At 70.6% G+C, this 23,403-nt stretch carries 18 protein-coding genes and 1 pseudogene; 6 read left to right on the top strand and 13 right to left on the bottom strand.

Annotated features, from left to right (window positions below; genetic code table 11):
- Window positions 1-83 precede the first annotated feature (83 nt).
- A complete protein-coding gene (locus G582_RS16965; protein ID WP_169380661.1) occupies window positions 84-1,871 on the top strand; it encodes a YadA-like family protein in 1,788 nt (595 codons plus the stop codon).
- A gap of 87 nt (window positions 1,872-1,958) precedes the next feature.
- On the opposite strand, the gene G582_RS0114490 is transcribed toward G582_RS16965, so the two are convergent.
- From G582_RS0114490 to glyQ, 4 genes are all read right to left on the bottom strand, one after another.
- Entirely contained in the window at window positions 1,959-5,870 is a 3,912-nt protein-coding gene (locus G582_RS0114490) for a translocation/assembly module TamB domain-containing protein (protein ID WP_248642832.1), read from the bottom strand.
- A gap of 22 nt (window positions 5,871-5,892) precedes the next feature.
- Complete coding sequence (locus G582_RS0114485) at window positions 5,893-7,791, bottom strand: autotransporter assembly complex protein TamA (protein WP_038054481.1); 1,899 nt, start codon at window positions 7,789-7,791, stop codon at window positions 5,893-5,895.
- Window positions 7,792-7,875: 84 nt separating this feature from the next.
- Window positions 7,876-10,035 (bottom strand): glycine--tRNA ligase subunit beta, encoded by a 2,160-nt coding sequence (gene glyS / locus G582_RS0114480; RefSeq protein WP_425476556.1) that lies wholly within the window; start codon window positions 10,033-10,035, stop codon window positions 7,876-7,878.
- Window positions 10,036-10,037: 2 nt separating this feature from the next.
- Window positions 10,038-10,961, bottom strand: coding sequence for a glycine--tRNA ligase subunit alpha (gene glyQ, locus G582_RS0114475; protein WP_028840425.1), 924 nt, complete (start codon window positions 10,959-10,961; stop codon window positions 10,038-10,040).
- A gap of 82 nt (window positions 10,962-11,043) precedes the next feature.
- Between glyQ and G582_RS0114470 the strand changes: the two genes are divergently transcribed.
- Both G582_RS0114470 and G582_RS0114465 read left to right on the top strand, forming a co-directional pair.
- The gene (locus G582_RS0114470; RefSeq protein ID WP_028840424.1) at window positions 11,044-11,757 is read left to right on the top strand and encodes a glutamine amidotransferase; all 714 of its coding nucleotides are present in this window, start codon (window positions 11,044-11,046) and stop codon (window positions 11,755-11,757) included.
- Between the two features lie 42 nt (window positions 11,758-11,799).
- Entirely contained in the window at window positions 11,800-12,726 is a 927-nt protein-coding gene (locus G582_RS0114465) for a DUF2189 domain-containing protein (RefSeq protein WP_038054479.1), read from the top strand.
- 25 nt (window positions 12,727-12,751) lie between these two features.
- On the opposite strand, the gene tatC is transcribed toward G582_RS0114465, so the two are convergent.
- The 4 genes and pseudogenes from tatC to G582_RS16955 all read right to left on the bottom strand — a co-directional run.
- Window positions 12,752-13,495 (bottom strand): twin-arginine translocase subunit TatC, encoded by a 744-nt coding sequence (tatC, locus tag G582_RS0114460; protein WP_028840422.1) that lies wholly within the window; start codon window positions 13,493-13,495, stop codon window positions 12,752-12,754.
- A complete protein-coding gene (gene tatB, locus G582_RS16960) occupies window positions 13,485-13,802 on the bottom strand; it encodes a Sec-independent protein translocase protein TatB (RefSeq protein WP_051247351.1) in 318 nt (105 codons plus the stop codon). The genes tatC and tatB overlap by 11 nt, the downstream gene beginning before the upstream one ends.
- 18 nt (window positions 13,803-13,820) lie before the next feature.
- Window positions 13,821-14,045: a Sec-independent protein translocase subunit TatA gene (gene tatA / locus G582_RS0114450; RefSeq protein WP_028840421.1), complete on the bottom strand. Its 225-nt coding sequence runs from the start codon at window positions 14,043-14,045 to the stop codon at window positions 13,821-13,823.
- 43 nt (window positions 14,046-14,088) lie between these two features.
- Window positions 14,089-14,904, bottom strand: a pseudogene (locus G582_RS16955) (lipid-binding SYLF domain-containing protein); the annotation flags it as partial.
- A 133-nt stretch (window positions 14,905-15,037) separates the two neighbouring features.
- Between G582_RS16955 and hemH the strand changes: the two are divergent.
- Both hemH and G582_RS0114435 read left to right on the top strand, forming a co-directional pair.
- Window positions 15,038-16,006 carry a ferrochelatase gene (gene hemH / locus G582_RS0114440; RefSeq protein WP_028840420.1) on the top strand — a complete coding sequence of 323 codons (969 nt, stop codon included), beginning with the start codon at window positions 15,038-15,040 and terminating at the stop codon, window positions 16,004-16,006.
- Complete coding sequence (locus tag G582_RS0114435; protein ID WP_028840419.1) at window positions 16,006-16,863, top strand: alpha/beta fold hydrolase; 858 nt, start codon at window positions 16,006-16,008, stop codon at window positions 16,861-16,863. Before hemH ends, G582_RS0114435 begins: the two co-directional genes overlap by 1 nt.
- Before the next feature lie 114 nt (window positions 16,864-16,977).
- On the opposite strand, the gene G582_RS0114430 is transcribed toward G582_RS0114435, so the two are convergent.
- The 4 genes from G582_RS0114430 to ttcA all read right to left on the bottom strand — a co-directional run bounded on the left by G582_RS0114430 (window position 16,978) and on the right by ttcA (window position 20,377).
- Window positions 16,978-17,493, bottom strand: coding sequence for a hypothetical protein (locus tag G582_RS0114430; protein ID WP_028840418.1), 516 nt, complete (start codon window positions 17,491-17,493; stop codon window positions 16,978-16,980).
- A gap of 46 nt (window positions 17,494-17,539) precedes the next feature.
- The gene (locus G582_RS0114425) at window positions 17,540-18,337 is read right to left on the bottom strand and encodes a M48 family metallopeptidase (RefSeq protein WP_083961240.1); all 798 of its coding nucleotides are present in this window, start codon (window positions 18,335-18,337) and stop codon (window positions 17,540-17,542) included.
- Between the two features lie 120 nt (window positions 18,338-18,457).
- The gene (locus G582_RS0114420; RefSeq protein ID WP_028840416.1) at window positions 18,458-19,360 is read right to left on the bottom strand and encodes a recombination-associated protein RdgC; all 903 of its coding nucleotides are present in this window, start codon (window positions 19,358-19,360) and stop codon (window positions 18,458-18,460) included.
- Between the two features lie 75 nt (window positions 19,361-19,435).
- On the bottom strand, window positions 19,436-20,377 hold the full coding sequence (gene ttcA, locus G582_RS16950; RefSeq protein ID WP_051247347.1) for a tRNA 2-thiocytidine(32) synthetase TtcA: 942 nt from the start codon (window positions 20,375-20,377) through the stop codon (window positions 19,436-19,438).
- A gap of 55 nt (window positions 20,378-20,432) precedes the next feature.
- On the opposite strand from ttcA, the gene G582_RS0114410 reads away from it, so the two are divergent.
- Complete coding sequence (locus G582_RS0114410) at window positions 20,433-20,651, top strand: YdcH family protein (protein ID WP_028840415.1); 219 nt, start codon at window positions 20,433-20,435, stop codon at window positions 20,649-20,651.
- 21 nt (window positions 20,652-20,672) lie between these two features.
- On the opposite strand, the gene plsB is transcribed toward G582_RS0114410, so the two are convergent.
- Window positions 20,673-23,396 (bottom strand): glycerol-3-phosphate 1-O-acyltransferase PlsB, encoded by a 2,724-nt coding sequence (gene plsB, locus G582_RS16945; protein WP_083961239.1) that lies wholly within the window; start codon window positions 23,394-23,396, stop codon window positions 20,673-20,675.
- Window positions 23,397-23,403: the final 7 nt, after the last annotated feature.

Raw genomic sequence — 23,403 nt, 5'->3', positions numbered from 1 at the left:
TGCTGAGCCTGGCCCTGCTTGCAGCGCTGTCTGCACCAGCCTTCGCCGCCGACCCGCCGTGCCTGGATGCCAATGGCGACCCGGTGCCGGCCGCACCCACCAACCAGGGCAGCGAGCACGGCGCCGACAACACCACCTGCGCCGCCACTGCGTCCGCGTATGGCTACAACAACAACGCAAGCGGCGAAGCCAGTATCGCCGTCGGCTACAGCACCGTGGCGGCAGGCGCAGGTGCAGCCGCCGTCGGCGTCCGGAATATCGCCAGTGGGATCAATGCCTCCGCGTTTGGCGCGTCGAACATCGCCCGGGGCGACAGCAGCGCGAGTTTCGGCTACGCGAACACAGCCACTGCATTGAGATCGTCCGCTTACGGGCTGTACAACACCGCCACTGAAGCCTATTCCAGTGCCTTCGGATACCACTCGCTTGCCAACGCCGAGCGCAGCAGTGCTTTTGGCTATTACGCAAGCGCCACCGGTACCGGCGCGTTCGCGGCGGGCGGATGGAGAGACCTCAACGCGAACGGTGCAGTCGACCCGGGCGAAGCCGCCGAAGCCGCGGGTGAATCCTCGGTGGCGGTGGGAAATGCGGCCTATGCCAGGCGGGACTTTGCCGTGGCCATTGGCATGAACAGCAACGCCGACCACATCAGCAGCACCGCTGTCGGCAGCCTGAACCGCGCCGGGGGCATGTTTTCCAGCGCGGTGGGTTACGCCAACAGGGCAGAGCAAACCGGGGCCAACGCGATCGGCCATCGCAACCTGGCCGCGGGGGAGGCGGCCAATGCCTTCGGCTTCGAATCGGAGGCGCTGAGCTTCGGCAGTACCGCGGTCGGCTACCGGAATCGCGCCAACGGCGAGGCCTCCATGGCGTTCGGATTCGAATCGGAAGCGTTGAATGTCGGCAGCACCGCGATCGGTTACCAGGCCATTGCCGACCGCGACTTCGCCGTGTCGATCGGCAAATCCGGCGCCGAGCACCAGCTCATCCACCTGGCCGATGGATCGGAGGACTTCGACGCCGTGAACGCGCGCCAGCTGCGTTCGCTGGTGGACTGGTTCGGTGGCGGCGCGACGTTCACCGGTGGCGTGTTCAGCGCGCCGAGCTTCAGCATCCAGGGCAGCAACTACGGCACGGTGGCGGCGGCGTTTGCCGCGGTCGATTCGCGGCTGACCGCGCTGGCCGGCGGGGTGGGCGCGCCCGGGCCGCAGGGTCCGCAAGGCCCCACCGGTCCAATCGGGCCAAGCGGTCCTGCCGGCCCCGCTGGCCCCACCGGTCCTGCCGGCGCCGAGGGTCCCGCTGGTCCGGCGGGACCCGCCGGTCCGCAGGGCCCTGCCGGCCCCGGTGTGGATCCGGCCCAGCTGGTGCAGATCGTGGATGCGGGCGATGCCGCCACGTTGGCCGCTGCCAATGACCACGCCGATGCCGGAGACGCGGCTACGCTCACCGCCGCCAACGCGCATGCCGACGTCGCTGATGCCACCACCCTGACGGCGTCCAAGGCTTATACCGACTCCGCTTCCGGCCAGACGCTCGCCGCTGCCAAGGCACATGCGGATGCGCGGTTCGCCGCGTGGGACGACACGTTCAACCAGTTCCAGCAACAGGTGGATCGTCGCTTCGCGCAGACCGACCGGCGCATCGATCGGCTCGGCGCGATGGGCAGCGCGATGACCCAGATGGCGGTAAACGCGGCGTTGGGTGCATCCGCCAAGGGCCGGATCGCGATCGGCGTGGGCGTGCAGGGCAGCCAGGGCGCGGTGTCGATCGGCTACGGCAAGCGCCTGGGCGACCGTGGTTCGTTCTCGTTGGGGGCAAGCTTCAGCGGCAGCGAGTCTTCCGCCGGCGCGGGTTTCGGCTTCGATCTGTAACCCGCCGCGCCAATGGAAAAATCGCGCGCCCGGCGGGCTGCCCGGGCGCGCGGCGCAGGCGTGTCGGAATGGCCCGGCGCGAGGTGCCTACTTTTCGGTGCGCCAGTTCACCGACGCGCGGTTCTCCACGGTGGACGATTCGATCTGGATGTCGAAGCCCTTGCGCAGCAGGTATTTCAGCGTCACCACCTGGCCGGTGCCGAGCAGCGACACGCCGTAGCTGACGTAGAGTTTCGGCGACAGGTATTTGCCGACGCCCAGCACCTCCGCGCCTAGCGCGCGCGAGGTGCTGACGCCGGCGTCGTCCAGGCCGATGCGTGCGCCCAGCTGCGCGGTGAGCAGGCCCACGCCTGTGTTGAGCGCGGACTTGGCGACGTCGAGCTGCTGCATTTCGCGGCTGCTCAGGCTGGGCAGCGGGCGGCCCAGGGTGAGGTAGGCCAGCGCTTCCGACTGGCTCATCGCCGGGTTCGACCAAACGCTGGCTTCCGGTGCGGAGGCGCGGCCGTTGACCTGCACGCCGGCGGTGACCGCGCCGATCTCGCGCTGGGCGCGGATGTCCAGCCGCGGGTCGCCGGCGCGGGTGTTCGACCACAGCAGGCGGCCGCGGGTGATGCGCAGGTCCTGGCCATAGGCGCGGTAGCGGCCACCGACCTCCAGCTCGCCGGTGGCGCGCAGCTCGCCGCCGGGCGGCTGGCGCACGCGCAGGCTGCCGCCGAGGGTGCCGGCCAGGCCGAAGCCGTCGATGCGCACGCGTTCGCCCACGTTCACCAGCACGTCGAGGTCGAGCTGCAGCGGCACCGCGGCGGCGCGCAGGGGATCGATCGGGTCCAGCACCACCACGTCGGGCGAGGGCGAGATGCCCATGTCCAGCCGCTCCAGGTGCAGGTCGGCTTCCGGCACCGCCACCGTGCCGCGCACCTGCAGCGGGGTGCCGGCGCGATAGCGCACCGCGATGTCGGGCGAAGCGAGGATGCGCACCTGGCGGGTGTCGGCCAGCAGCACGTCGGTGCCGCGCAGGTTCAGCTGCAGCGGCGTGGCGTCGTCCAGCCAGCCCAGGCTGCCGTCGATGCGCAACAGGCCCTTGCCGGTGCCCAGGCTGCCATCGATCAGCGCGCTGCCATCCTCGCGCGCCTGCAGGCGCACGGTGCCCTCCTGCACCGCGATGCCCAGCGCCGGCAGCTCGGCGGCGAAGTCCTGCAACTGGCCGCTGCCGCCCAGCAGCGGGCGCGCGCGGGTGCCGGCCAGGCGCAGGTCGAGATCCAGCGTGCCGGCGGGCTGGACGATGTCGGGCGAGAACAGCTCCAGCCAGCCGAGTTCGCGCAGGTTGGCCTTGAGCGTGCCGGCCAGCGGCGCATAGGCGTCCCAGCCGGTGGCGACTTGGGCGGCGATGCGGCCGCCCTTGGCCAGCGCGGTGGCAAGGGTGGCGTCGATGCGCTGGGGGCCGAAGCGCGCATCCACTTTCAGTTCGCGATAGCCGAGCAGGTCGCGGCGCGCGCGCGGGCCGTTGCGCACGCCGCCGCTGGCCGAACTGACGCTGGCGGTGGCGCTCCATGCACTGCCCTGCGGGCGCAGCTGCGCGATGAGATCGAGCTCGCCGTGGAGCGCCCACGGCCGGCCGTCCTCGCGCTTGGGCAGCCAGTCCGACGCCAGCGCCAGCGGCAGGCCGGTGCCGTGCAGGTCCACGCCGCGGCGCGGCCAGTCGGCGCTGGCACATAGCGCGCCGCCCAGCGCGGACTGCAGGCAGGTGGAAGACAGCGCGCCGTTGCGGCCATCCCAGGACCAGCTGGCCGGCTGCTGCTGCGTCCATTTCGCCGCCGCGACGGGGGTGAGCACCGCGTTGGACAGACTGCCTTGCCAGCGCGCGCCCCGTTTCTGCGCGCTGCCGGCCAGTGCCAGTGCGGCGCTGTCGTTGCCGGCCTCGACGTCGAAGCGCAGTCGTTCCACCGCGCCGCGCAGCGAGGCGCGCAGGTGGGTCAGCGGCACCCCGGCCTGCACGCCGTCGGCATCCACCAGCAGCGCGCCGTCGCCCTGCCGCCACGGCAGCCGGCCCTTGGCCTGCAGCCGCGCCGCGCGGTAGTCGCCGAAGGCCAGATCGCTGCCGGCCAGGTCCACCGCCACGTCCGGCGCATTGCGGGCGCCGCGCAGCGTCAGGCTGCCGCGCAGCACGCCCTTGCCGTCGGGCAGCAGGTCGTCGAGCCGCAGCGGCGCGAACTTCGCGTCCACATCGATGGTGGCGGCGATGCGGCCCTTGGCGTCGATGCGGCTGCCGCCAAGCGTCAGCGCGATGTCGCCGGCCCAGGCATCGCCATCGATGTCGAGATTGCCGCGTCCGCCCAGCGCGCGCCCGCGCAGCTTGCCGCCCAGCGCGCGCGCATCGACATGCGCCAGCAGGCCCTTGCCGTCGCGCAGCGTGCCGTGGCTGCGCAGCGCACCGTTGATCGCGCCCGGCCAGTCCGGCGCGAAGTAGCCGGGGTCGAAGCCGGCCAGCTGCGCCTGCGCCTGCCACTGCAGAGCCGGTGTCCATGCCAGCGTGCCGCTGGCGTCCAGCCGGCCCTGCGGCATCGCTGCGCGCAGGGTTTCAAAGCGCATGCCGTCGCGGTCGCCGCTGCCGCGCATATCGACAGTGGCGCGGTCGTCGCCGCGGGCCAGCCGCGCCTGTCCCTGCAGCGCCCAGCGCTCCGGCTTGCCGGCGATGCCAAGGTCGGCATCGGCCAGCACCGCGGTGTTGCCGGTGGCGTCCTGCCAACGCAGCCCGCGCGCGTTCAGCGCGAGCTTCAGCGAGGTGTTGTCCGGGTCGCGCAGGTCGGCCACGCCGTTGGCGACGATGCGCCCGCCCAGCGTGGCCACCGCCAGCGGCTGCAGCTGCAGCCGCTGGTCCTGCAGCTGCAGTTTCGAAGGCAGTACCGCCAGCGTGAAATCGCCGCGCTGCAGCTCGCCCTGCAGCCGTGCGTCGCCGCCGGTGCCGCTGGCCTCGAGCCTGAAGCGCAGCGGCACGCCTGCTCCGCTGCCGGCCAGCAGGTCGATGTCGAGTGCGTCGCTGCCGGCATCCAGCTGCCAGCGCGGCGCGTCCGCGTCGCCGTGCAGGGTCAGGGTGGCGCGCAGCGGCGCGGGTGCGCGTCCGGCCAGCGCCACCACCATTCGCGACAGGTCGCCGCGCGCCACCAGCCCCAGCCGCGGCGCGGTCTGCCCGGCCGGCGCCCGCAGCACCGCGGTGGCCAGCAGGTTGCTGCGGTAGTGGTCGCCCGGCGCGTAGTCGCCGTGCAGGGTGAAGCGGCCGCGGTCGCTGTCCACCGCCAGTCGCTCCACATGCAGGCGGCCGCTGCGCGCATCCAGGCCGCCGCGCGCGCGCTGGATGGCGATCAGCGGCTGGCCTTCCTGCAGCACGCGCAGGCCGTCGATGCGGATGGCATCGGCGCGCAGGTCCAGCGGCGGCGCGATGGCCGGCAGCACGTCCGGCCAGGTCGGCAGCTTGAACGGGGTGTCGCCTTTCGGCAGGTCGAGGGTGGCGCCGGTCACGTCCAGCGCGTCCAGCCGCAGGGTGCGGCCGAGCAGCGGGCGGATCGCCGGGTCGAGCACAACGGTCGTCGCGTCGAAAATGATCGTGCCCATCGCGCAGCTGGCCTGCGGGGTCGGCACGCAGTCGGGGTCGCGCTGGCGCGGCAGCGAAAAATGCACGCCGCGCAGGATCATCGGCCCCGACACCGGGCCTTCCGCCTGCTTCCAGGTCAGCACCGCATCGGCCGGCAGGCGCGAGACGATCTGCCGCAGCAGGAAATCGCGCCCGCCGATGGTGGTGACCACCCAGTAGATCGCCGCGACCGCCAGCAGCGCCACCGCGCCGATGCCGATGCCGCTGCGCAGCGCGATCCTGCGCCGGCGCTTGTGGCGCAGCACCCGCAGTTCGGCGATGCGCGCTTCGCGCTGTTCGCGGCTGGCATCGGCCGGCAGCGGTTCCAGCCCGTAGCGGCGATAGCGGCGGTAGCGGTCGCGCCAGTTCACGGTCGTCCCTTCACGCGCGCCTTCACAGATCGGCGCCGATGTTGAGATGCAGGGTGATCGGCGAATCCGGCGAATCCAGCCCGCGCGCGATGTCGACGCGCACCGGCCCCACCGGCGAGCGCCAGCGCAGACCGATGCCGACGCCGGTATGCAGGTCGGCGTCGCGGCCCTCGAATGCGCTGCCGGTATCCACGAACACCGCCGCACCCCACGGGCCGCGGAAGTAGCGCTCGTATTCCAGGCTGGCGGTGACCACATTGGGCGCGCCGGTGAAATAGTCGCCGCCGCTGGTGGCGATGCGCGGGCCGATCTCGTGCCAGCCGTAGCCGCGCACGCTGCGGTCGCCGCCGGCGTAGTAGCGCAGGCTGGGCGGCAGTTCCAGCACGTCGGCGGTGAAGGTGTGGCCCAGTTCGCCGCGCGCCAGCAGCCGGCTGCTGGGATCCAGCCCGTGGAACCACTGCACGCTGGCGTGCAGCTGGGTGAAAGTGGCCCTGCCGTCGGCGCCGCCCTTGCCGCCGCGCAGGGTCAGGGTGCCACCGCCGCCGCGGCGCGGCGCCATGCGCTCGTCCACGTCGATGTATTCCGCGCGCAGCGAGGGATAGACGAAGCTGGCGTACCGGAAGTCCGGGGTCGGCCGGGTCAAGCTGGCATAGGCCCAGCGTTCGCGCAGCACGTGCAGCGAGGCGACCAGGTTGAGGCGGTCGTTGTACTGGCCGCTGCGGCTGCCCACCAATTCCAGCCGGCGGCTGTTGACGTAGTCGGTCTGCTCGTCCGCGGCCTGCAGGCTGGCGGTGTACCAGCCGTCCAGCCAGGCGAAGGCGGGGATGCGGTATTGCAGCGTCGCGGTCTTGCGCTTCTCCGCCCAGTCCACCTGCGCCAGCGCCTTGTGCCCGCGCGCGTTGAGGTAGCGCCGCTCCACCCCGGCGCTGATGCCGGCGCCGCTGAGCGTGCCGTAGCTGGCGCCGAGGCTGTAGATGCTGCGCTTGGCGGGGGTCAGCTGCACCTCCACCGGCACCTGCAGGCCAGTGGCCTGCGCCGGTGCGGCCTGCACATCGACCAGCGCGAAATAATCCAGCATGACCAGCGATTTGCGCAGGCGTTCCAGCTCGGCCTGGTCGTAAGGCTGGCCCGGCGACCACGGCACCAGCTTGCCCAGCAGACGCGGGTCGATGATGGCCTTGGGCGTCTGGGTGAAGCGCGCTTCGCCCAGCATGTGACGCGCGCCGCTGCTCCAGCGCAGGTCGATGTCGGCGGCCTGCTGCGCCCGCGTCACCTCGACCCGATGGCTGGCCAGCGCGGCATCGAAATAACCGTGCGCAGCCAGTGCGGTGGCGATCCGCGACTTGCCGGTTTCGTACAGGCGGTGGTCAAGCACCGCGCCGATGCGCGGCTCGAACGCGGCCAGCGCGTCGCCGACGTGACGGTCGTCGCCACCTGGCCCGGCCACCCCGAGTTCCAGCCCGCGCACCCGCACCGGCTGGCCGGGATCGATGCGGATGATCACGGTCAGCACGCGGTCGCGGTTGCCGCGCGCGTTGGGTGCATCCGCGCGGTCGCTGTCGGCATCGCCGTCGCTGCCGTCGCCATCATCGGCATCGCCTGCCGCGGCGTCGGTTTGCGCATCGGCGACGGGCGCGGGCCGGTCGCTGCGCTCCACGCTGATCGTCGGCGAGTAATAGCCGAATGGTTCCAGCGCGCGCCGGGTTTCGTCCTCGGCCACCCGCAGCAGATGCCCCAGCCGGCGCGCGCGCAGGTCGCGGTCCAACTCGTCGCTCAGCGACAGCGCGCTGCGCACGTTGGCTTCCATCGCCTCGTCGCGCAGGCCGACGATCTCCAGCTTCTGCACCTTGATCGCCCACGCCGGCGCGGTGGCCAACAGGCAGGCGAGCAACAAGGGCAGGCGAAAGTGGCAGGCAGGCATCGCCGCAGGATACCGACGCGGCGTCAACGCGCGATTAACTCCGCCGCGCACGCGCACCCAGCGCATTGGGTGCGCGTGTCGGCCTCAGGACGACAGATGCTCGATCGCCGCCACGCTGCCCAGCCGGCTGGCCAGCCGCTGCAGCAGCGCCAACCGGTTGGCGCGCACGGCCGGGTCGTCGGCGTTGACCATCACCGCGTCGAAGAACGCGTCCACCGGCGCGCGCAGCGCCGCCAGCCGGGTCAGCACGCTGACGTAATCGCCCTGCGCCAGCGCGGGGCCGGTTTCGGCGTAGGCGGCTTCCACCGCTTCGGCCAGCGCCAGCTCGGCCGGTTCGCGCAGCAGCGCCGCGTCCTCGATTGCCGGGATGTCGATGTCGGCCTTCTTCAGGATGTTGCCGATGCGCTTGTTGGCGGCGGCCAGCGCCGCGGCTTCCGGCAGCTGCGCGAACGTGCCGATGGCGCCGAGGCGGCGGTCGAAGTCGTACAGCGAGGTGCATACCGCCTCTATGACGGTGATGTTTGTCGCCGATCCTGTCGGGGTTGGTACCGCCTTCTCGAGCACCGCGTTGAATTCGCGGACTCCAACGCCACGATCAGCGTAGTAGCCGCGTAGGCGATCAAGAATGAACTCGAACACGTCATTTCGCGTCAGTCGCTTCTGGAGTGCTACCGCAAGATCTTCATTCCCAGATGTCTGGAATAGGCTGGTTGGCAACAAACTGATGCTCTGCTCAAGCAGCTTGGGGAGATTGAGATCGAACCCGCTCTCGATAATCGTCCGTGCCAGTCCCAGCGCATTGCGCCGCAGCGCGAACGGGTCCTTGTTGCCGGTCGGCTTCAGGCCCGCGGCGAAGCCGCCGGCCAGCGTGTCCAGCCGCTCGGAGATCGCCAGCACCTTGCCCAGCGTGGAGGCGGCGATGTCGTCGGCGGCGAAGCGCGGGCGGTAGGCCTCGTCGATGGCCAGCGCCACCTCGTCCGGCTCGCCCGCGCGTTGCGCGTAGTAGCGGCCGGCGATGCCCTGCAATTCGGGGAACTCGTTGACCATGCGGCTTTGCAGGTCGTTCTTCGCCAGCTCCGCCGCACGCCGTGCCTGCGCCGGGTCGGCGCCGACCTGCGCGGCGATGGCCTCGGCCAGCGCGGCCACGCGCGCCACCTTGTCGGCCACGCTGCCCAGCTTGGCTTGGTAGGTCACGGTCGCAAGGCCCTCGCCCATCGACGCAAGCCCCTGCTTCAGGTCCTCGTCGAAGAAGAACTTGGCGTCGCTGAAGCGCGGGCGGATCACCCGCTCGTAGCCCTTGCGGATTTCGGAAGCGTCCTTCGACTCGATGTTGGCGATGCCGATGAACTTCTCGGTGAGCTTGCCGTTGGCATCCAGCACCGGGAAGAACTTCTGGTTGGCCTCCATGGTCTCGACCAGCGCTTCCTGCGGCACCGCCAGGAACTCGCGGTCGAACGCGCAGGCCACCGCCACCGGCCATTCGTTGAGGCAGTTCACCTGTTCCAGGTTGCCCGCGTCGATGCGCGCGTTGCCGCCGGCGGCCTGCGCCGCGCGTTCGACGTCATCGATGATGCGCGCGCGGCGCGCGTCGGCATCGACCAGCACCTTGGCATCCAGCAGCGCGGCCACGTAGTCCTGCGGCTGGGCGATGGCGATGGCCTGCGGCGCGTGGAAGCGGTGGCCGCGGGTCTGGCGGCCGGCGCGGATGCCGAGCGCTTCGAGATCGGCAACTTCGTTGCCAAGCAGCGCCACCAGCCAGTGCAGCGGGCGGGCGAAACCGTAGGTGTGGGCGCCCCAGCGCATCGGCTTGGGAATGGGCATCCCGGCCAGCGCCTCGTCCAGCACGCCCTGCAGCAGGTCCAGCGTGCGCGCACCGGGCTTGGTGGCGCGGTGCACGAAGCGCTCGCCCTTGGCATCGCTGGTTTTTTCCAGCGCCGTCCATTCAACCCCGGCCTTGGCGGCGAAGCCTTCAAGCGCCTTGGTGGGCGCGCCGTTCGCGTCCAGCGCAATATTGAGGTACGGGCCCAGTACCTCGGAGGTCTGTTCCGGCTGCTCCACCGCCACGCCGGGCAGCAGCACCGCCAGCCGGCGCGGCGAATACAGCGGCTTGGCGTCGCCGCGCTCCACCGCCACGCCGCGCTTGTCCAGCGCCGCCAGCACGCCGTCGAAGAACGCCTGCGCCAGCCCGGGCAGGGCCTTGACCGGGAGTTCCTCGGTGCCGAGTTCGATCAGCAACGGTTGCATGTTCATGCCGCGACCTCCGTGTTGGCGGCGTTGTTCTTCAATCCCGGGAAGCCCAGCTTCTCGCGCTGCGCGTAATAGCTTTCCGCCACCGCCTGCGCCAGCTTGCGCACGCGCAGGATGTAGCGCTGGCGTTCGGTCACCGAAATCGCGCGGCGCGCGTCCAGCAGGTTGAAGCTGTGGCTGGCCTTGGTCACCTGCTCGTAGGCCGGCAGCGGCAGGCCGGCTTCGACCAGCTTCATCGCCTCTTTCTCGCAGGCATCGAAGCGGTGGAACATCTCGGCCACGTTTGCGTATTCGAAGTTGTAGGTGCTCTGCTCCACCTCGTTCTGGTGGTAGACGTCGCCGTAGGTGACCGGCAGCCCGTCGGGGCCGTAGGTCCACACCAGGTCATAGACGTTGTCGCAGTTCTGCAGGTACATGCACAGGCGTTCCAGCCCGTAGGTGATCTCGCCCAGCACCGGCCGGCACTCCAGCCCGCCGGCCTGCTGGAAGTAGGTGAACTGGGTCACCTCCATGCCGTTGAGCCAGACTTCCCAGCCCAGGCCCCAGGCGCCGAGCGTGGGCGATTCCCAGTTGTCCTCGACCAGGCGCAGGTCGTGTACCAGCGGGTCGATGCCGAGCGCCTTCAGCGAGTCGAAGTACAGCTCGACGATGTTGTCGGGGCTGGGCTTCATCACCACCTGGAACTGGTAGTAGCGCTGCAGGCGGTTGGGGTTGTCGCCGTAGCGGCCGTCGGTGGGGCGGCGGCTGGGCTGCACGTAGGCGGCGTTCCACGGCTCCGGGCCGAGCGCGCGCAGGAAGGTGGCCGGGTGGAAGGTGCCGGCACCGACCTCGAGGTCCAGCGGCTGGATCAGGACGCAGCCCTGTTCCGCCCAGTAGGCGTTGAGGCGCGAGACGAGTTGCTGGAAGGTGATCGGAACGGCCATGTCGGGCTGGGAAGTGCGAGGTAGCGGATTAGTATAAGGGCGCCTGTTTTGCCGCCCGCCGCCACGCCGCCCGCCAACGCCGATGACCACGCCCTTCCTGATCCTCGAAACCGGCCAGCCCACCCCGTCGATGCGCCGCCACGGCAGCTTCGCCCACTGGATCCGGGTGGCCGCCGGACTGGGACGGGACGACGCGGTGGTGGTGGATGTCCAGCGCGGCGACGCACTGCCGCGCCGCGATGGCTTCGCCGGCGCGATCGTCACTGGCTCGGCGGCAATGGTCACCGAGCGCCACGACTGGAGCGAACGCAGCGCCGGCTGGCTGCGCGAGGCCGCGCACGCCGGGCTGCCGCTGCTGGGCATCTGCTACGGCCACCAGCTGATCGCGCACGCGCTGGGTGGCACCGTCGACGACAATCCCAACGGCCGCGAGATGGGCACCGTGCACATCGACCTGCACCCGCAGGCGCAGGACGACCCGCTGTTCGCCGGCCTGCCGGTGCGCTTTGCCGCCCAGGCCACCCACCTGCAGAGCGTGCTGCAGCCGCCGCCGGGCGCCACCGTGCTGGCCCGCAACGACCACGACGCCTGCCACGCCTTCCGCTGGGGCGACGCGGCCTGGGGCCTGCAGTTCCATCCCGAGTTCAGCGCCGGCCACATGCGCGGCTATATCCATGCCCGTGCCGATGCGCTGGCCCGCGAGGGACGTTGCGGCAAGCGGCTGGCGCGCGAGGTCGGCGCGGCGCCGCACGCGCGCGAAATCCTGCGCCGGTTCGTCCGCCGCGCCCGGCGCTGACGCGCGCTCCGGTATCCTGTGTGCCTCTTTCCGGGGCGCAACATGGACATTCGCAGATTGCCGGCCAGCCAGGGGCTGGTGTGGTTCCGTCAGGCCATCGACCTGGGCGCGAGGAATCCGCGCGCGGTGTTCGGGGCGGCGGCGCTGGCGATCATCGCGCTGTACGCGGCGGTGCTGGCGCTGGCCCTGTTGATGGGCTTGCTGCTGGCCGGCAGCAAGGCCAGCGGTCAGCCGCCGGGTCTCGGCCTGGTGATGGCGGTGGCGGTGCCGCTGACCTTGGCAGTCATGCTGCTGGTGCCGGTGCTGCTGGGCGGGCTGATGCACGTGATCCGAGAGACCGAGGCCGGGCGCCCGGCGCATGCGCGCGACGTGTTCGTGCCGTTGCGCAGCGGCAAAGGCCGCCAGCTGGCGTGGCTGGGGCTGGTGCAGGTGGCGCTGGCGGTGGTCGGCGGCGTGCTGATGGTGGCCGTGGCCGGCAGCGACTACTGGCGCGACTATCTTGAGGCGATGCAGGCGGCGATGCAGGGCGCCACGCCCGCGGTGCCGCAGCCGCAGAACGGCGGCCTGCTGTTCCTGGTGCAACTGGTCTTCAACTATTTCAGCTACGCGCTGATGCTGTTCGCGATCCCGCTGATGCTGTTCTCCGGCAATGGCCTGATCGATGCGTTGCGCAATGCCTTGCGCGCCTCGGTCAGCAACATCGGTGCCAATCTAGTGGCCGGCGTGCTGTTCGTCGGCGCGCTGCTGCTGGCGGCGGTGGTGGTGGCGCTGCTGGCCAGCCTGCTGGCGGTGCTGGGCGGCGCCATCCATCCGGCGCTGGGCGCGCTGCTGACGATGCTGACCATGCTCGGTTTTGCCGGGGTGGTGCTGGTGCTGGTGGTGGGCGCGGCCTACCTCGCCTGGCGCGACACCTTCGGCGATGCGGGCATGCCGCCGCCTGTGGTGCAGGTGCACGGCTTCGAAGCCTGAGCCCGCGTCCGCGCGGGCCTGGCGCCTACGCCGGCTGGGACTCGCGTGGCGCGACCAGGCGCGCGGCGAGGATGCCGGCCTCGTACAGCAGGCACATCGGGATCGCCAGCATCAGCTGGCTGACCACGTCGGGCGGGGTCAGCACCGCGGCAACGATGAAGATGCCCACCACCGCGTAGCCGCGGCCTTCGCGCAGCTGCGCCGGGGTCACCCAGCCCAGCAGGGACAGGATCACCAGCGCCACCGGCAGTTCGAACGACAGGCCGAAGGCGAGGAACATCACCAGCACGAAATCGAGGTAGGCGCTGATGTCGGTCATCATCGCCACGCCGTCCGGCGTCACCCGCGCCATGAATCCGAACACCATCGGCAGCACCAGGAAATAGGCGAACGCGCAGCCGGCGTAGAACAGCAGCAGCGCCGAGCTCAGCAGTGGCAGCGCCAGCCGCTTCTCGCGCCGGTACAGCCCCGGCGCCACGAAGGCCCAAGCCTGGTAGAGCAGCCAAGGCATCGCCACCACCAGTGCGGCGAAGAAGGCCAGCTTCATCGGCGCGAAGAACGGCGAAGCGACCTGGGTGGCGATCAGCTGGCCGCCCTTGGGCAGCTTGGCCAGCAGCGGCTGGGCCAGGTAGCCGTACAGGGTGTTGGCGAATGGCAGCAGGCAGGCCAGCGCGACGCCCAGGCCGGCCACGCCACGCAGCAGGCGCGTGCGCAGTTCCAGCAGGTGGGCGATCAGCGGGCGTTCGCTGTCGTGGTGCTCAGCCGTCACGGCGTTCCCCGTCGCTGGTGGCCGGCGGGTCCAGTGCGCGCGGCGCGTCCGCCTGCACCTGCGCGGTGGCCTCGCGCAGACGCGCCTCGGCGTCGCGCAGTGCCTGCTGGCTTTCGCGCAGACTGCGCTGCAGTTCCTCGCTGGCCAGCTCCTGCTCCAGCTCGCTGCGCACCGCGTGCCACTGCGCGCGCGCCTTGCGTACCCACAGGCCGGCGAAGCGCGCCGCCTTCGGCAGCCGCTCCGGGCCCAGTACGACCAGCGCCACCAGGGCGACGACCAGCATCTCGCCGAGGGAGAAATCGAACATCGAAGCCGCCTGGCGGCGTCAGCGTGCCGTGTCGTCGCGTTCGCGCTGCTCGGCCGAAGACGGCGCCTTGTCCTCGCCGATCCGCGCGGCCGGCTTGTCGTCCTCGTCGCCGTGCATGCCCTTCTTGAACTCGTTGACCGCCTTGCCGAGGTCGCGCGCACCGGAGGTCAGCCGCTTGGTGCCGAACACCAGCAGCACGACGACCAACACGATCAGCCAATGCCAGATGCTGAAGCCGCCCATGGATGCACCGTGGTTGTAGGGGAAGACCTCGGATTCTAGCTTACGGCTTGGTGGCCGGCGGCAGCGGGGTGGTGGTGGCCGGGTTGCCGGCGTCCAGCAGCTGCACCGAAGCGGCGGCCGGCGTGGGGGCTGCAGGCGCGGCAGGCGCTGCGGCACCCCGGCGCGCGTAGCGGGCGGCGGCGGTGGCTTCCTCCAGCGCATCGCGGAAGGCGACGATGGCGGCCGAGGGCGCCTGCGGCGCGCGGCCCTCGAAGATCATCCGCGGGGTCACGCCGCTGCCGTAGGCGGTGCGGTTGGCGCCGTTGTCGATCGACAACACTGCGCCGTCCAGGGCCACGCCGGCAAACAGCCCGCGCGCGCGCGACCACGACCAGATCTCTGCCTTCAGCGCGCCGTCGGTGGCGGCGGCGGCGTTGCGGCCAACCGGGCCTGCGGCCACCCCGGCATCGGCGCCGAGGGTGATCTTGCCGTTGACCAGGTTGTCCAGCCCGCGCTCGCTGCGGAACACCAGGATCACGTCGGCCGACTGCACGCCGGCCTGCAACCCGAAGCTGGCGCCGGCCAGCTTGACGAATACCGGGTTGGTCCAGCTGCCATCGGCGGCCTTGGTTGCCATCAGGCCGAGGCCACGGCGGCCGCCCAGCATGAAGCCGGCCTTGATGGTGTCGGGCACGACCACGATCGCCTTGGCATCGTCCAGCAGACGGTCCGGGATCGACGCTTCGGGGATGGACTGGATCTGCCGCACCACCCGCACCGCGTCGTCGGCGCGTACGTCCTCGCGTGAACCGGCGACGACGGCACCGGCAGCCAGCAGCACGGCAAGGGCAAGGGTCAGGCGTCGCGGGGTCGCAGTCATCGTGGTCTCCGTGGTCTGCGTGGACTGTATGGTCTTGTGGAAAAGCGGGGGCGAAACCGCATCGTGGCGCGGCGGCCATGAATCGACATTAAGTCAGCGCATGGTACGCGGGCGGCCATGCGATCCTATGCGCATGTCGACGTCCCCCGATTCCGCCCCCGCGCTGGTGCTGGTCAATCTCGGCACCCCCGCCGCGCCCACCGCGCCGGCGGTACGCCGCTACCTTGCGCAGTTCCTGCACGACCACCGCGTGGTCCAGCTGACCCGCTGGCTGTGGTGCCCGCTGCTGCACTTCATCATCCTGCCGCTGCGCAGCCCGAAGGTGGCGCACAAGTACGCGCAGATCTGGATGGAGGGCGGGTCGCCGCTGGCCGTGCATACCGCCGCGCTGGCCAAGGCGGTGGCCGCGCGCCTGCCGGACCGTCGGGTGGTGCATGCGATGCGCTATGGCGAGCCGTCGGTACGCACGGTGCTGGACCGCCTGCGCGCCGAGGGCGTGCGCCAGGTGAGGGTGCTGCCGCTGTACCCGCAGTACTCCACCACCACCACCGCCAGCGTGGCCGACGCGGTGGCCGTGGCCGCGGCCGACCTGCAGGTCGAGGTGCTGCACGACTACCACCTGGACGCCGGCTGGGCCGCGTCGATCGCCGAGTCGATCCGCGCGCACTGGGCCGCGCACGGCCGCGGCGAGCGCCTGCTGCTGTCCTTCCACGGCATCCCGCGGCGGCTGGTGGACGGTGGCGATCCCTACGCCGACCAGTGCGAGGCCAGCGCGTGCGCGATCGCTGCGGCGTTGGACGTTCGGCGCGACGAATTGCTGCTGACCTTCCAGTCGCGTTTTGGCCGCGAACGCTGGCTGGAGCCGTATACCCAGCCAACCCTGGAAGCGCTGGCGCGCGACGGCGTACGTCGCGTCGACGTGGTCTGCCCCGGGTTCGCCGTGGATTGCCTGGAGACACTGGAAGAAATCGCGGTGGAGAACGACGCCGCCTTCCGCACCGCCGGGGGCGAGGCCCTGCGCTACATCCCCTGCCTGAACGCGGGCGGCGCGCATGCCGATGCGCTGGCCGCATTGGCGCGCGGCGACGTGGGCTGGGCCTGATGCAAGAGACCGGTTTCGACGTCGCGCTGGGCCGCCTGGCCGCGTTGCGCAACGATGGCCGCGGCCCGCGCGTGCTGGCCCTGCACGGCTGGCTGGACAACGCCGCGAGCTTCCTGCCGATGGCACCGTACCTGCGCGGCTTCGATCTGGTCGCGCTGGACCTGCCCGGCCATGGTCGCAGCGCGCATCTGGCGCCGGGCGCGGAGTATTCCTTCAGCGTCGCCATCGCCGCGGTGCTGGATGCCGCCGACGCGCTGGGCTGGGACCGCTTCCACCTGCTCGGGCATTCGATGGGCGCCGGCATCGCCAGCATGATCGCCGCCGCCTGCCCGGAGCGGATCGAACGGCTGGCGGTGATCGAGATGCTGGGCGCGCTGGCGGAGGCGCCGGAGCACACCGCGTCACGGATGCGCGAAGCGGTGGCCGCGCAGCGGCTGGTGGCGGACAAGCGGCTGCGCGTGTTCCCCGACATCGACACCGCCACGCGCGCGCGCCTGCACGCCGGCCGGGTGCCCGGCAGCGGGCTGGACGAAGCGCTGCTGCGCCTGCTGGTGGAGCGCGGGGTGCGTCCGGTGGCCGGTGGCTATACCTGGAGCAGCGACCAGCGCCTGACCCTGCCCAGCCTCAGCCGCCTGACCGAGGCGCAGATCGACGACATGCTGGCCGCCATCACCTGTCCGACCCTGGCCGTGTTTGCCGACCCCGCCCAGCCCTATTTTCCCGATGCGCAGCGCCGCCGGCGGGTCGGGCTGCTGCCGCATGGGCGCCTGCTGGCGATGGCCGGCGGCCACCACCTGCACATGCAGCAGCCGGACGCGGTGGCCGGCGCGATCCACGATTTCCTGATGGCGCGCTAGCAGCCCGACGGGCGCTGCGGCGGCACCGTCGCAGGTGCGCCCTGCTGCGTTGCGATGCGCCGTGCTGTCCCGAAGCGGCGGTCGCGGCGCGCGGTGCGTCACCGCCGGCAGCGGTTACTCGTCGGTACCGGCGCGGATCGCGAGCTGAGTGCCGCCTTCCTCGCCCTTCATCAGCTGGTAGAACACCTGCCGCTTGTCCTTGCTGTAGGCAAGGCTGCTGCTGTCGCCGGTCTGCATGGCCATCTCGCGCTTCCAGCCGCCGTCCTGCATTGCCTTGTCGGCGGCGGCATGCACGGCGGCCATGTCGGCCGCGGTGGTCAGGTTGACCATCTGCGCGCCGCCCAGCTCCATCGCGCTGGCCACCTTGTGCCCGTCCGGCAGGTAGATGTCGGAGGGGAAACCCGCCGGCAGCGGCACGCTGCCGCCATCCTCGGCGGTGGCCACCTTGAGGTCGCCCTTCTCCGTCTTGATGGTGACCGCGTTGCCGTCCTTGTCCACCTTCATGCCGGTGGCTTTTTCCATCGCCGCTTCGACCGCGGCGTCCTGGGCTTTCTTGCAGGCGGGCAGGGCCACGATCGCGGCGATCAGGGCGAGGGCCAGCAGGCGGCGATGGGTATGGATCATGGACATGGGTTCCCCGGCGTTGTCGTCACCGGAGGATACGTGAATCGCCACCTCAGCCGGCCAGCAGCTGGCGCAGCCTGGCCTTCAGCGCACGCCCTTCGGCGCGCAGGAAATCGCGCTCGTCGCGCCACGCCGGGAACCGTGCTTCCACTTCGCCCCAGAAGCGCGGCGAATGGTCGGCATGCAAAAGGTGGCAGAGCTCGTGCACCAGCACGTATTCGAAGGCCGGCGGCGGCGCCAGCAGCAGGGCCAGATCCAGCGCCAGGGTGCCGTCGGGGGCCAGCGAGCCCCACAGCGACGAGGTGCGCTTGAACACGATGCGGCGCGGCGTGCGCGGCATGTCGGGCAGGTACTTCGGCAGCCAGCGCCCGGTGTCGGCACGGCCCTGCGCTTCGTAGAAATCCTTCAGCGCGCGCCGCAGCGCGGCGTCGCCGGCATTGGCCGGGGCGATGAAGCGAAGGCCGCTGTCGTCGTCGGCCTCCAGCCGGGTGGCGCGCCCGCCCTGCCAGCGCAGCGGCAGCTCGATGCCGCGCAGCGGCAGCGTGGCGGTGCCGTCGCGCACCAGACCATTGCCGGCGGCATCGGCCTGCCGGTCGAGCTGCGCGGCCAGCCAGCCGCGATGTTCGTGCAGGAAGCGCTCGCCCTCGGCGCGGCTGGCGCGCTGCGGCAATGTGAGCCGTGCGCCGCGCTCGTCGACGCTCAGCTTGATCCGCTTCGCGCGCGGGTCGCGCACGCGCAGCAGGTCGATGCTGCGCTGCGCGTCGAGCTGGAAACTGACCTGCTCGCGCCGCGGTGCACGGGGCGTCGGCGCGGTGCGCAGGGCGGGCAGCAGGCGGAACAGGGAACGCATTGGGAGATTCTAAGCCCCCTTCCTTTCGCCAAAGGCGAAGGGGAGGGGTGGAGAGGTGTGCTTGCCGTCGGAGCAACCCCCTCCCTGCCTCCCCTTGCTTCGCAAGGGGAGGAGAAAATCTCACTCCGCCTTGCTGAGCTTGAACGCCTTCTCCAGCACGGCGAACAGGCGCTTGAACTCGCCGGTCATCAGCGCGAAGCGGGCCTGCAGTTCGGCCACGATGTCGTCGTGCTCGGTGGCTTCCATCTGGTCCACCGCGCCGTCCAGCAGCTTGAACTTGCGCACGATCAGGTCTTCGCCGATCACGAAGCTGACGTGGTCGTCCAGCACCAGCGCCAGCCGCGTGCACTGCTTGCCGGCCTCGAGGTGCTTGCTGATTTCCTCGCCCGACAGCTCCATGCGCTGGATCTTCACCACCGCGCCGGTGTCGGTGGGGTCGCGCAGCTCGCACTCGTCGCCCAGCGCCAGCCCGTCGGGCAGCGCGTCGCCGGCCAGCCAGCCGGTGAGGATGGCGCGCGGCGCCACTTCGGCGTTCAGCGGCAGCGCCGGGAAGCTGCCCAGCGCGCGGCGCACTTCCGACACCACCGATTCGGCCGACTTGCGCGAGGAGGTGTCCACCGCGATCACGCCAAGCTGGCTGTCCAGTAGCGCGTCGCTGCGGACCGGACGTACGAACGCGCGCGGCAGCAGCTCGGTGATGAGCTCGTCCTTCAGTCGCTTGCGGGTGCGGCCGCCGGGCTTGCGGCCTTCCTTCTCCTCGATCGCGGCCAGCTTCTTCTGCAGCAGGTCGTTGACCACCGCGCCGGGCAGCAGCTTGTCCTCGCCGCCCACGGTGAGCCAGCGCGCGCCGTCGCACAGGTGCTGAAAGCCGTCGTGGTGCTGGCCCATCGGCGCGACGAAGCCGCGCGAGGACAGCTCCAGCGGGCCGACCGGCTTGAGCGCGCATTCGGCCAGCTGCGGTTCGAGGTCGGACAGCTCCAGTGAAGCGGGGAAGCGGAACAGGGTCAGGTTGCGGAAGAACATCGGGAATCCTGTGGAAAGGCCATCGCCAGCGGATGGGCGGCGGCCGGGTGGAAGTGCGGGAAGCGTGGCGCGGGATCAGGACTTGAGGATGTCCAGGCCGTCGTGGTTGCGCACGGCATGCAGCGCCATCGCCACCGGCTCCGGCTCGGCGGGGGCGCCAGCCAGCCAGGCATGCGCATCGGGCAGCGCCGCGTCGCCGCGCTTGCCGAGGGCGAGGAAGTCGAACAGCTTCGGGTCGCTGAGCTGCGACGGACGGATGTCGCCCAGCGCACGCGCCATGGTCTCGATGCGGCCGGGCGTCTCCTTCTCCCACTGCGCCAGCATCTTCTTGACCTGCTTGCGCTGCAGGTTTTCCTGCGAGCCGCACAGGTTGCAGGGGATGATCGGGAAGCCCTTCGCCTCGGCGTAGGCTTCGATATCGTCCTCGCGCACGTAGGCCAGCGGGCGGATCACCACGTGCTTGCCGTCGTCGCTGAGCAGCTTCGGCGGCATGCCGCTCAACTTCGCGTGGAAGAACAGGTTGAGGAAGAAGGTGTTGACCAGGTCGTCGCGGTGGTGGCCCAGCGCGATCTTGGTGAAGCCGTGCTGCTCGGCGTAGGTGTACAGCGCGCCGCGGCGCAGCCGCGAACACAGCGAGCACATCGTCTTGCCTTCCGGGATCACCCGGCTGACCACCGAGTAGGTGTCCTGCTCGAGGATGTGGAAGTCCACCCCGATCGAGCGCAGGTATTCCGGCAGCACGTGCTCCGGGAAGCCCGGCTGCTTCTGGTCCAGGTTGACCGCGGTGATGCTGAAATCGACCGGCGCTTTTTTGCGCAGCTGCAGCAGCACGTCCAGCATCGTGTAGCTGTCCTTGCCGCCGGACAGGCAGACCATGACCTTGTCGCCGTCCTCGATCATGCCGAAGTCGGCGATCGCCTTGCCCACCTGGTGGCGCAGGCGCTTGGCCAGCTTGTCGGCCTCGTGCTTGCGCCTGGGGGCCGGAAGGTCGCTAAGCGGGGGCGCGGAAATATTCATCGGACCGCCATTTTACCCGCCCGCCGGCGGCATCCGGGCGCGCTATGCTCGGCACATGAACCAGCCCACCGATCCGGCCGAACTGTCGCGCATGGCGCGGCGCGTGGTGGACCTGCGCCAGCAGCACCGCGACATGGACGAAGCCATCGCGCGCCTGCAGGCCGACATCCAGGCCGACGAGCTGATGCTGAAGCGGTTGAAGAAACGCAAGCTGCTGCTGAAGGACCAGATCGCCTGGCTGGAGAACGCGCTGATCCCGGACGAGCCGGCGTAAGCCGCCGGCCAGGACGCATCCTCACGACGACGAGGTGTCAGCGTCCTCCGCCGGCAGCGCCGGGATCTCGCCGGTGGTGCGCGCGCTGGCCGGGCTGATCTTCTCGATGGTCGCGCGCAGCTCGCGCCCCAGCACCACCCGCGCGTCCTTGGCCCAGGCGTTGAGGCGCTCGTCGAACATCAGCTTGCTGGTCTCCGGATTGGGCCAGACCAGCTTGAGTTCGCGCAGCTGCTGGATGAAGCCGCGGAACAGCGACTTGTCGAAGAACTCCGGCGCGGCCGGCGCGTACAGCAGCGACAGCCGCTGCGCGGTGAGCTGGCACAGGCTCTCCAGCTCGCCGGCGCCGAGGATGCCGGGGCCGTTCTTCACCAGCACCGAGATGGCGATGTAATAGCGCTCGAACGCCTGCTGCAGGGTGTGGCCCAGCGCGCGCAGGCGGAACACCTCGTCGCTCTGGCCGGCGTTGCGCTGCAGGATGCCGCCGTCCTCGTCGCTGGCCTGCTCCAGCAGGCCCTCGCGGATGAACACCTCGATGGTGCTGTCGATGCGGCTGGCGAAGGTGTCCTCGTCCCAAGGCAGGAACAGTTCGGCCTGCAGGAATGGATACAGGGTGCGGCCGATCTGCTGCAGCTGGCGGCGGCCCATGCGGCGGTTGTTCTGGAAGCACACCGCGATCCACGAGGAGGCGGTGAACAGGTGCAGCACGTTGTTGCGGAAATAGCTCAGCAACACCGCGTTGTCGCCTTCCACGCCCAGCACGTCGCCCAGCGGATGGCTGGTGCGGGTGATCAGGCCGATCTCCTCGCCGTGGGCGATGATCTGCTCCGGCGAATGCGGGGTCACCGTCACCCAGTCGGAATACGGCACCTCCACCAGCAGCGTCTTGGACAGCGCGATCTGCGCGCGCAGGTCGGCTTCGCCCATCGCGTGCTTGGGCGTGGACAGCAGCGCCAGTGCCAGCAGGTTGATCGGGTTGACGTCGGCGGCGCGGTTGACGTGGACCTGGATCTTTTGCGCCAGCGCATCGACGGTGCGCGCGAACCAGGCCGGCTTTTCGTCGTCGCCCACCGGCTTGCCGTCCCATTCCGGCGCGTGCTCGGCCAGGATCTGGTCGAGCCGGATGCGTTCGCCGAAGTTCACCACTACTTGGCCGTAGTTGCTCCGCAGCACCTTGGGGATGCCGGTCAGCAGCTGCCAGATCGACTCCTTTTCCTTCGGCTTGCCGGACAGCTCGTCGAGGTAGCTGCCGCCCTCCATCAGCTTCTCGTAGCCGATGTAGACCGGCTGGAACAGCAGCGGCCGGGTCGGCTGGCGCAGGTAGGCGCGCACGGTCATCGCCAGCGAGCCGCCCTTCGGCTGCAGCAGCCGGCCGGTGCGCGAGCGCCCGCCTTCGATGAAGTATTCGATGGAGTAGCCCCCGGCCACCAGCTGCGCCATGTATTCGCGGAACACCGCCGAATACAGCGCGTTGCCCTTGAAGCTGCGGCGGGCGAAGAACGCGCCGCCCTTGCGCAGCACGGTGCCCACCACCGGCAGGTTGAGGTTGATGCCGGCGAAGATGTGCGGGGCGACGATGCCGTGGCTGTAGAGCAGGTAGCTCAGCAGCAGGTAGTCCATGTGGCTGCGGTGGCTGGGCACGTAGACCACTTCATGGCCCGGCGCTTTCTGCTTGAACTGGTCGAGGTGGTGGACCAGCACGCCGCGGTAGATGCGGTTCCACACCGACGTCAGCAGGAAGCTGAGCGAGCGCACCACCGTATTGGAGTAGTCGGCGGCGATTTCCCAGAAGTAGGCGTTGGCCTTCTTCCACGCTTCCTCGGGCTTGCTGTTGTCGCGCCGCGCCTGGTCGGCGATGGCGTCCTTGACCAGCGGCGCCGACAGCACCTGGTCGGCCAGCATGCGCCGGGTCGACAGGTCGGGGCCGATCACCACCTCGCGCACGCGGCGGAAGTGGGTGCGCAGCACGCGCGAGAGCTTGCGCACGGTGCGTTCCGGCGGCAGCTGCTCGGCGACGATGTCGCGCAGCGGAATCGGCGCGGCGAACTGCACCAGGGTGTCGCGGCCGTTCAGCAGGATCGCCAGCAGCCGGCGGAAGCGGCCGACCAGGGTCCAGTTCTCCGAGAACAGCACCGAGAACCAGCCGCTGCTGCGCTTGGGCGCCTGGCCGACGAAGATCGACACCGGCACCAGCTGCACGTCCAGCGCCGGGTTATTGCCATGCGCGGCCAGCAGCCGTGCCAGCGAACCGGAATGGGTCTTGTGCTCGGCGCCCGGCAGCAGCCCCAGCGCGTTGGCGTGGCGGCGCGACAGCGCCACGTAGGCGCGCTTGCGCCCCAGCGGGTCGCCGGCGATGGGCTGCAGCGGCGGCGGCAGCCCGGCCTCGCGGCAGGCCCGCGCCAGGATCAGCGCGTTGGACAGGCCGTAGTCTTCCAGCACGTAGCAGATCGGCCGCCCATCGGCGCCCACCTGCGGGTCGGTCTCGATGTCCAGCTTCAGCCACGGATGCAGCGGCCGCCCGAGCAGGCGCGCCCACAGCGGCAGCTTGACCTTGGCGGGGCGCGGCGCCGGCGCGGCGGAAGCAGCGGATGGCGGCAGGAAGCCGGGCAGCGGCAGCGGTTCGCCGCCGGGCTCGGCGTCGGATCGGGTGTTCGTGCCGGCGGCGCGCATGGCGGCAGCGGCATCTGCGGTCGGCGGGTCGAACAGGCCGACCTGGGCGGGAGTCTGGCGATCTGGCATCGCCGTCATTATGGAC

It is taken from the genome of Thermomonas fusca DSM 15424 (genome assembly GCF_000423885.1).
Classification (GTDB): Bacteria; Pseudomonadota; Gammaproteobacteria; order Xanthomonadales; family Xanthomonadaceae; genus Thermomonas; species Thermomonas fusca.
The sequence above is the reverse complement of the archived record's forward strand: the minus strand, read 5'-3'. Positions and strand labels throughout refer to the sequence as shown.

Coding starts and splice junctions, on each gene's coding strand:
- tatB (WP_051247351.1), bottom strand. CDS start 13,802: ATGTTCGATTTCTCCCTCGGCGAGATGCTGGTCGTCGCCCTGGTGGCG.
- G582_RS0114470 (WP_028840424.1), top strand. CDS start 11,044: ATGACCACGCCCTTCCTGATCCTCGAAACCGGCCAGCCCACCCCGTCG.
- G582_RS0114465 (WP_038054479.1), top strand. CDS start 11,800: ATGGACATTCGCAGATTGCCGGCCAGCCAGGGGCTGGTGTGGTTCCGT.
- glyQ (WP_028840425.1), bottom strand. CDS start 10,961: ATGGCCGTTCCGATCACCTTCCAGCAACTCGTCTCGCGCCTCAACGCC.
- G582_RS0114435 (WP_028840419.1), top strand. CDS start 16,006: ATGCAAGAGACCGGTTTCGACGTCGCGCTGGGCCGCCTGGCCGCGTTG.
- glyS (WP_425476556.1), bottom strand. CDS start 10,035: ATGCAACCGTTGCTGATCGAACTCGGCACCGAGGAACTCCCGGTCAAG.
- plsB (WP_083961239.1), bottom strand. CDS start 23,396: ATGACGGCGATGCCAGATCGCCAGACTCCCGCCCAGGTCGGCCTGTTC.
- G582_RS0114430 (WP_028840418.1), bottom strand. CDS start 17,493: ATGTCCATGATCCATACCCATCGCCGCCTGCTGGCCCTCGCCCTGATC.
- G582_RS0114485 (WP_038054481.1), bottom strand. CDS start 7,791: ATGCCTGCCTGCCACTTTCGCCTGCCCTTGTTGCTCGCCTGCCTGTTG.
- ttcA (WP_051247347.1), bottom strand. CDS start 20,377: ATGAATATTTCCGCGCCCCCGCTTAGCGACCTTCCGGCCCCCAGGCGC.
- G582_RS0114420 (WP_028840416.1), bottom strand. CDS start 19,360: ATGTTCTTCCGCAACCTGACCCTGTTCCGCTTCCCCGCTTCACTGGAG.
- G582_RS0114425 (WP_083961240.1), bottom strand. CDS start 18,337: ATGCGTTCCCTGTTCCGCCTGCTGCCCGCCCTGCGCACCGCGCCGACG.
- hemH (WP_028840420.1), top strand. CDS start 15,038: ATGTCGACGTCCCCCGATTCCGCCCCCGCGCTGGTGCTGGTCAATCTC.
- tatA (WP_028840421.1), bottom strand. CDS start 14,045: ATGGGCGGCTTCAGCATCTGGCATTGGCTGATCGTGTTGGTCGTCGTG.
- G582_RS0114410 (WP_028840415.1), top strand. CDS start 20,433: ATGAACCAGCCCACCGATCCGGCCGAACTGTCGCGCATGGCGCGGCGC.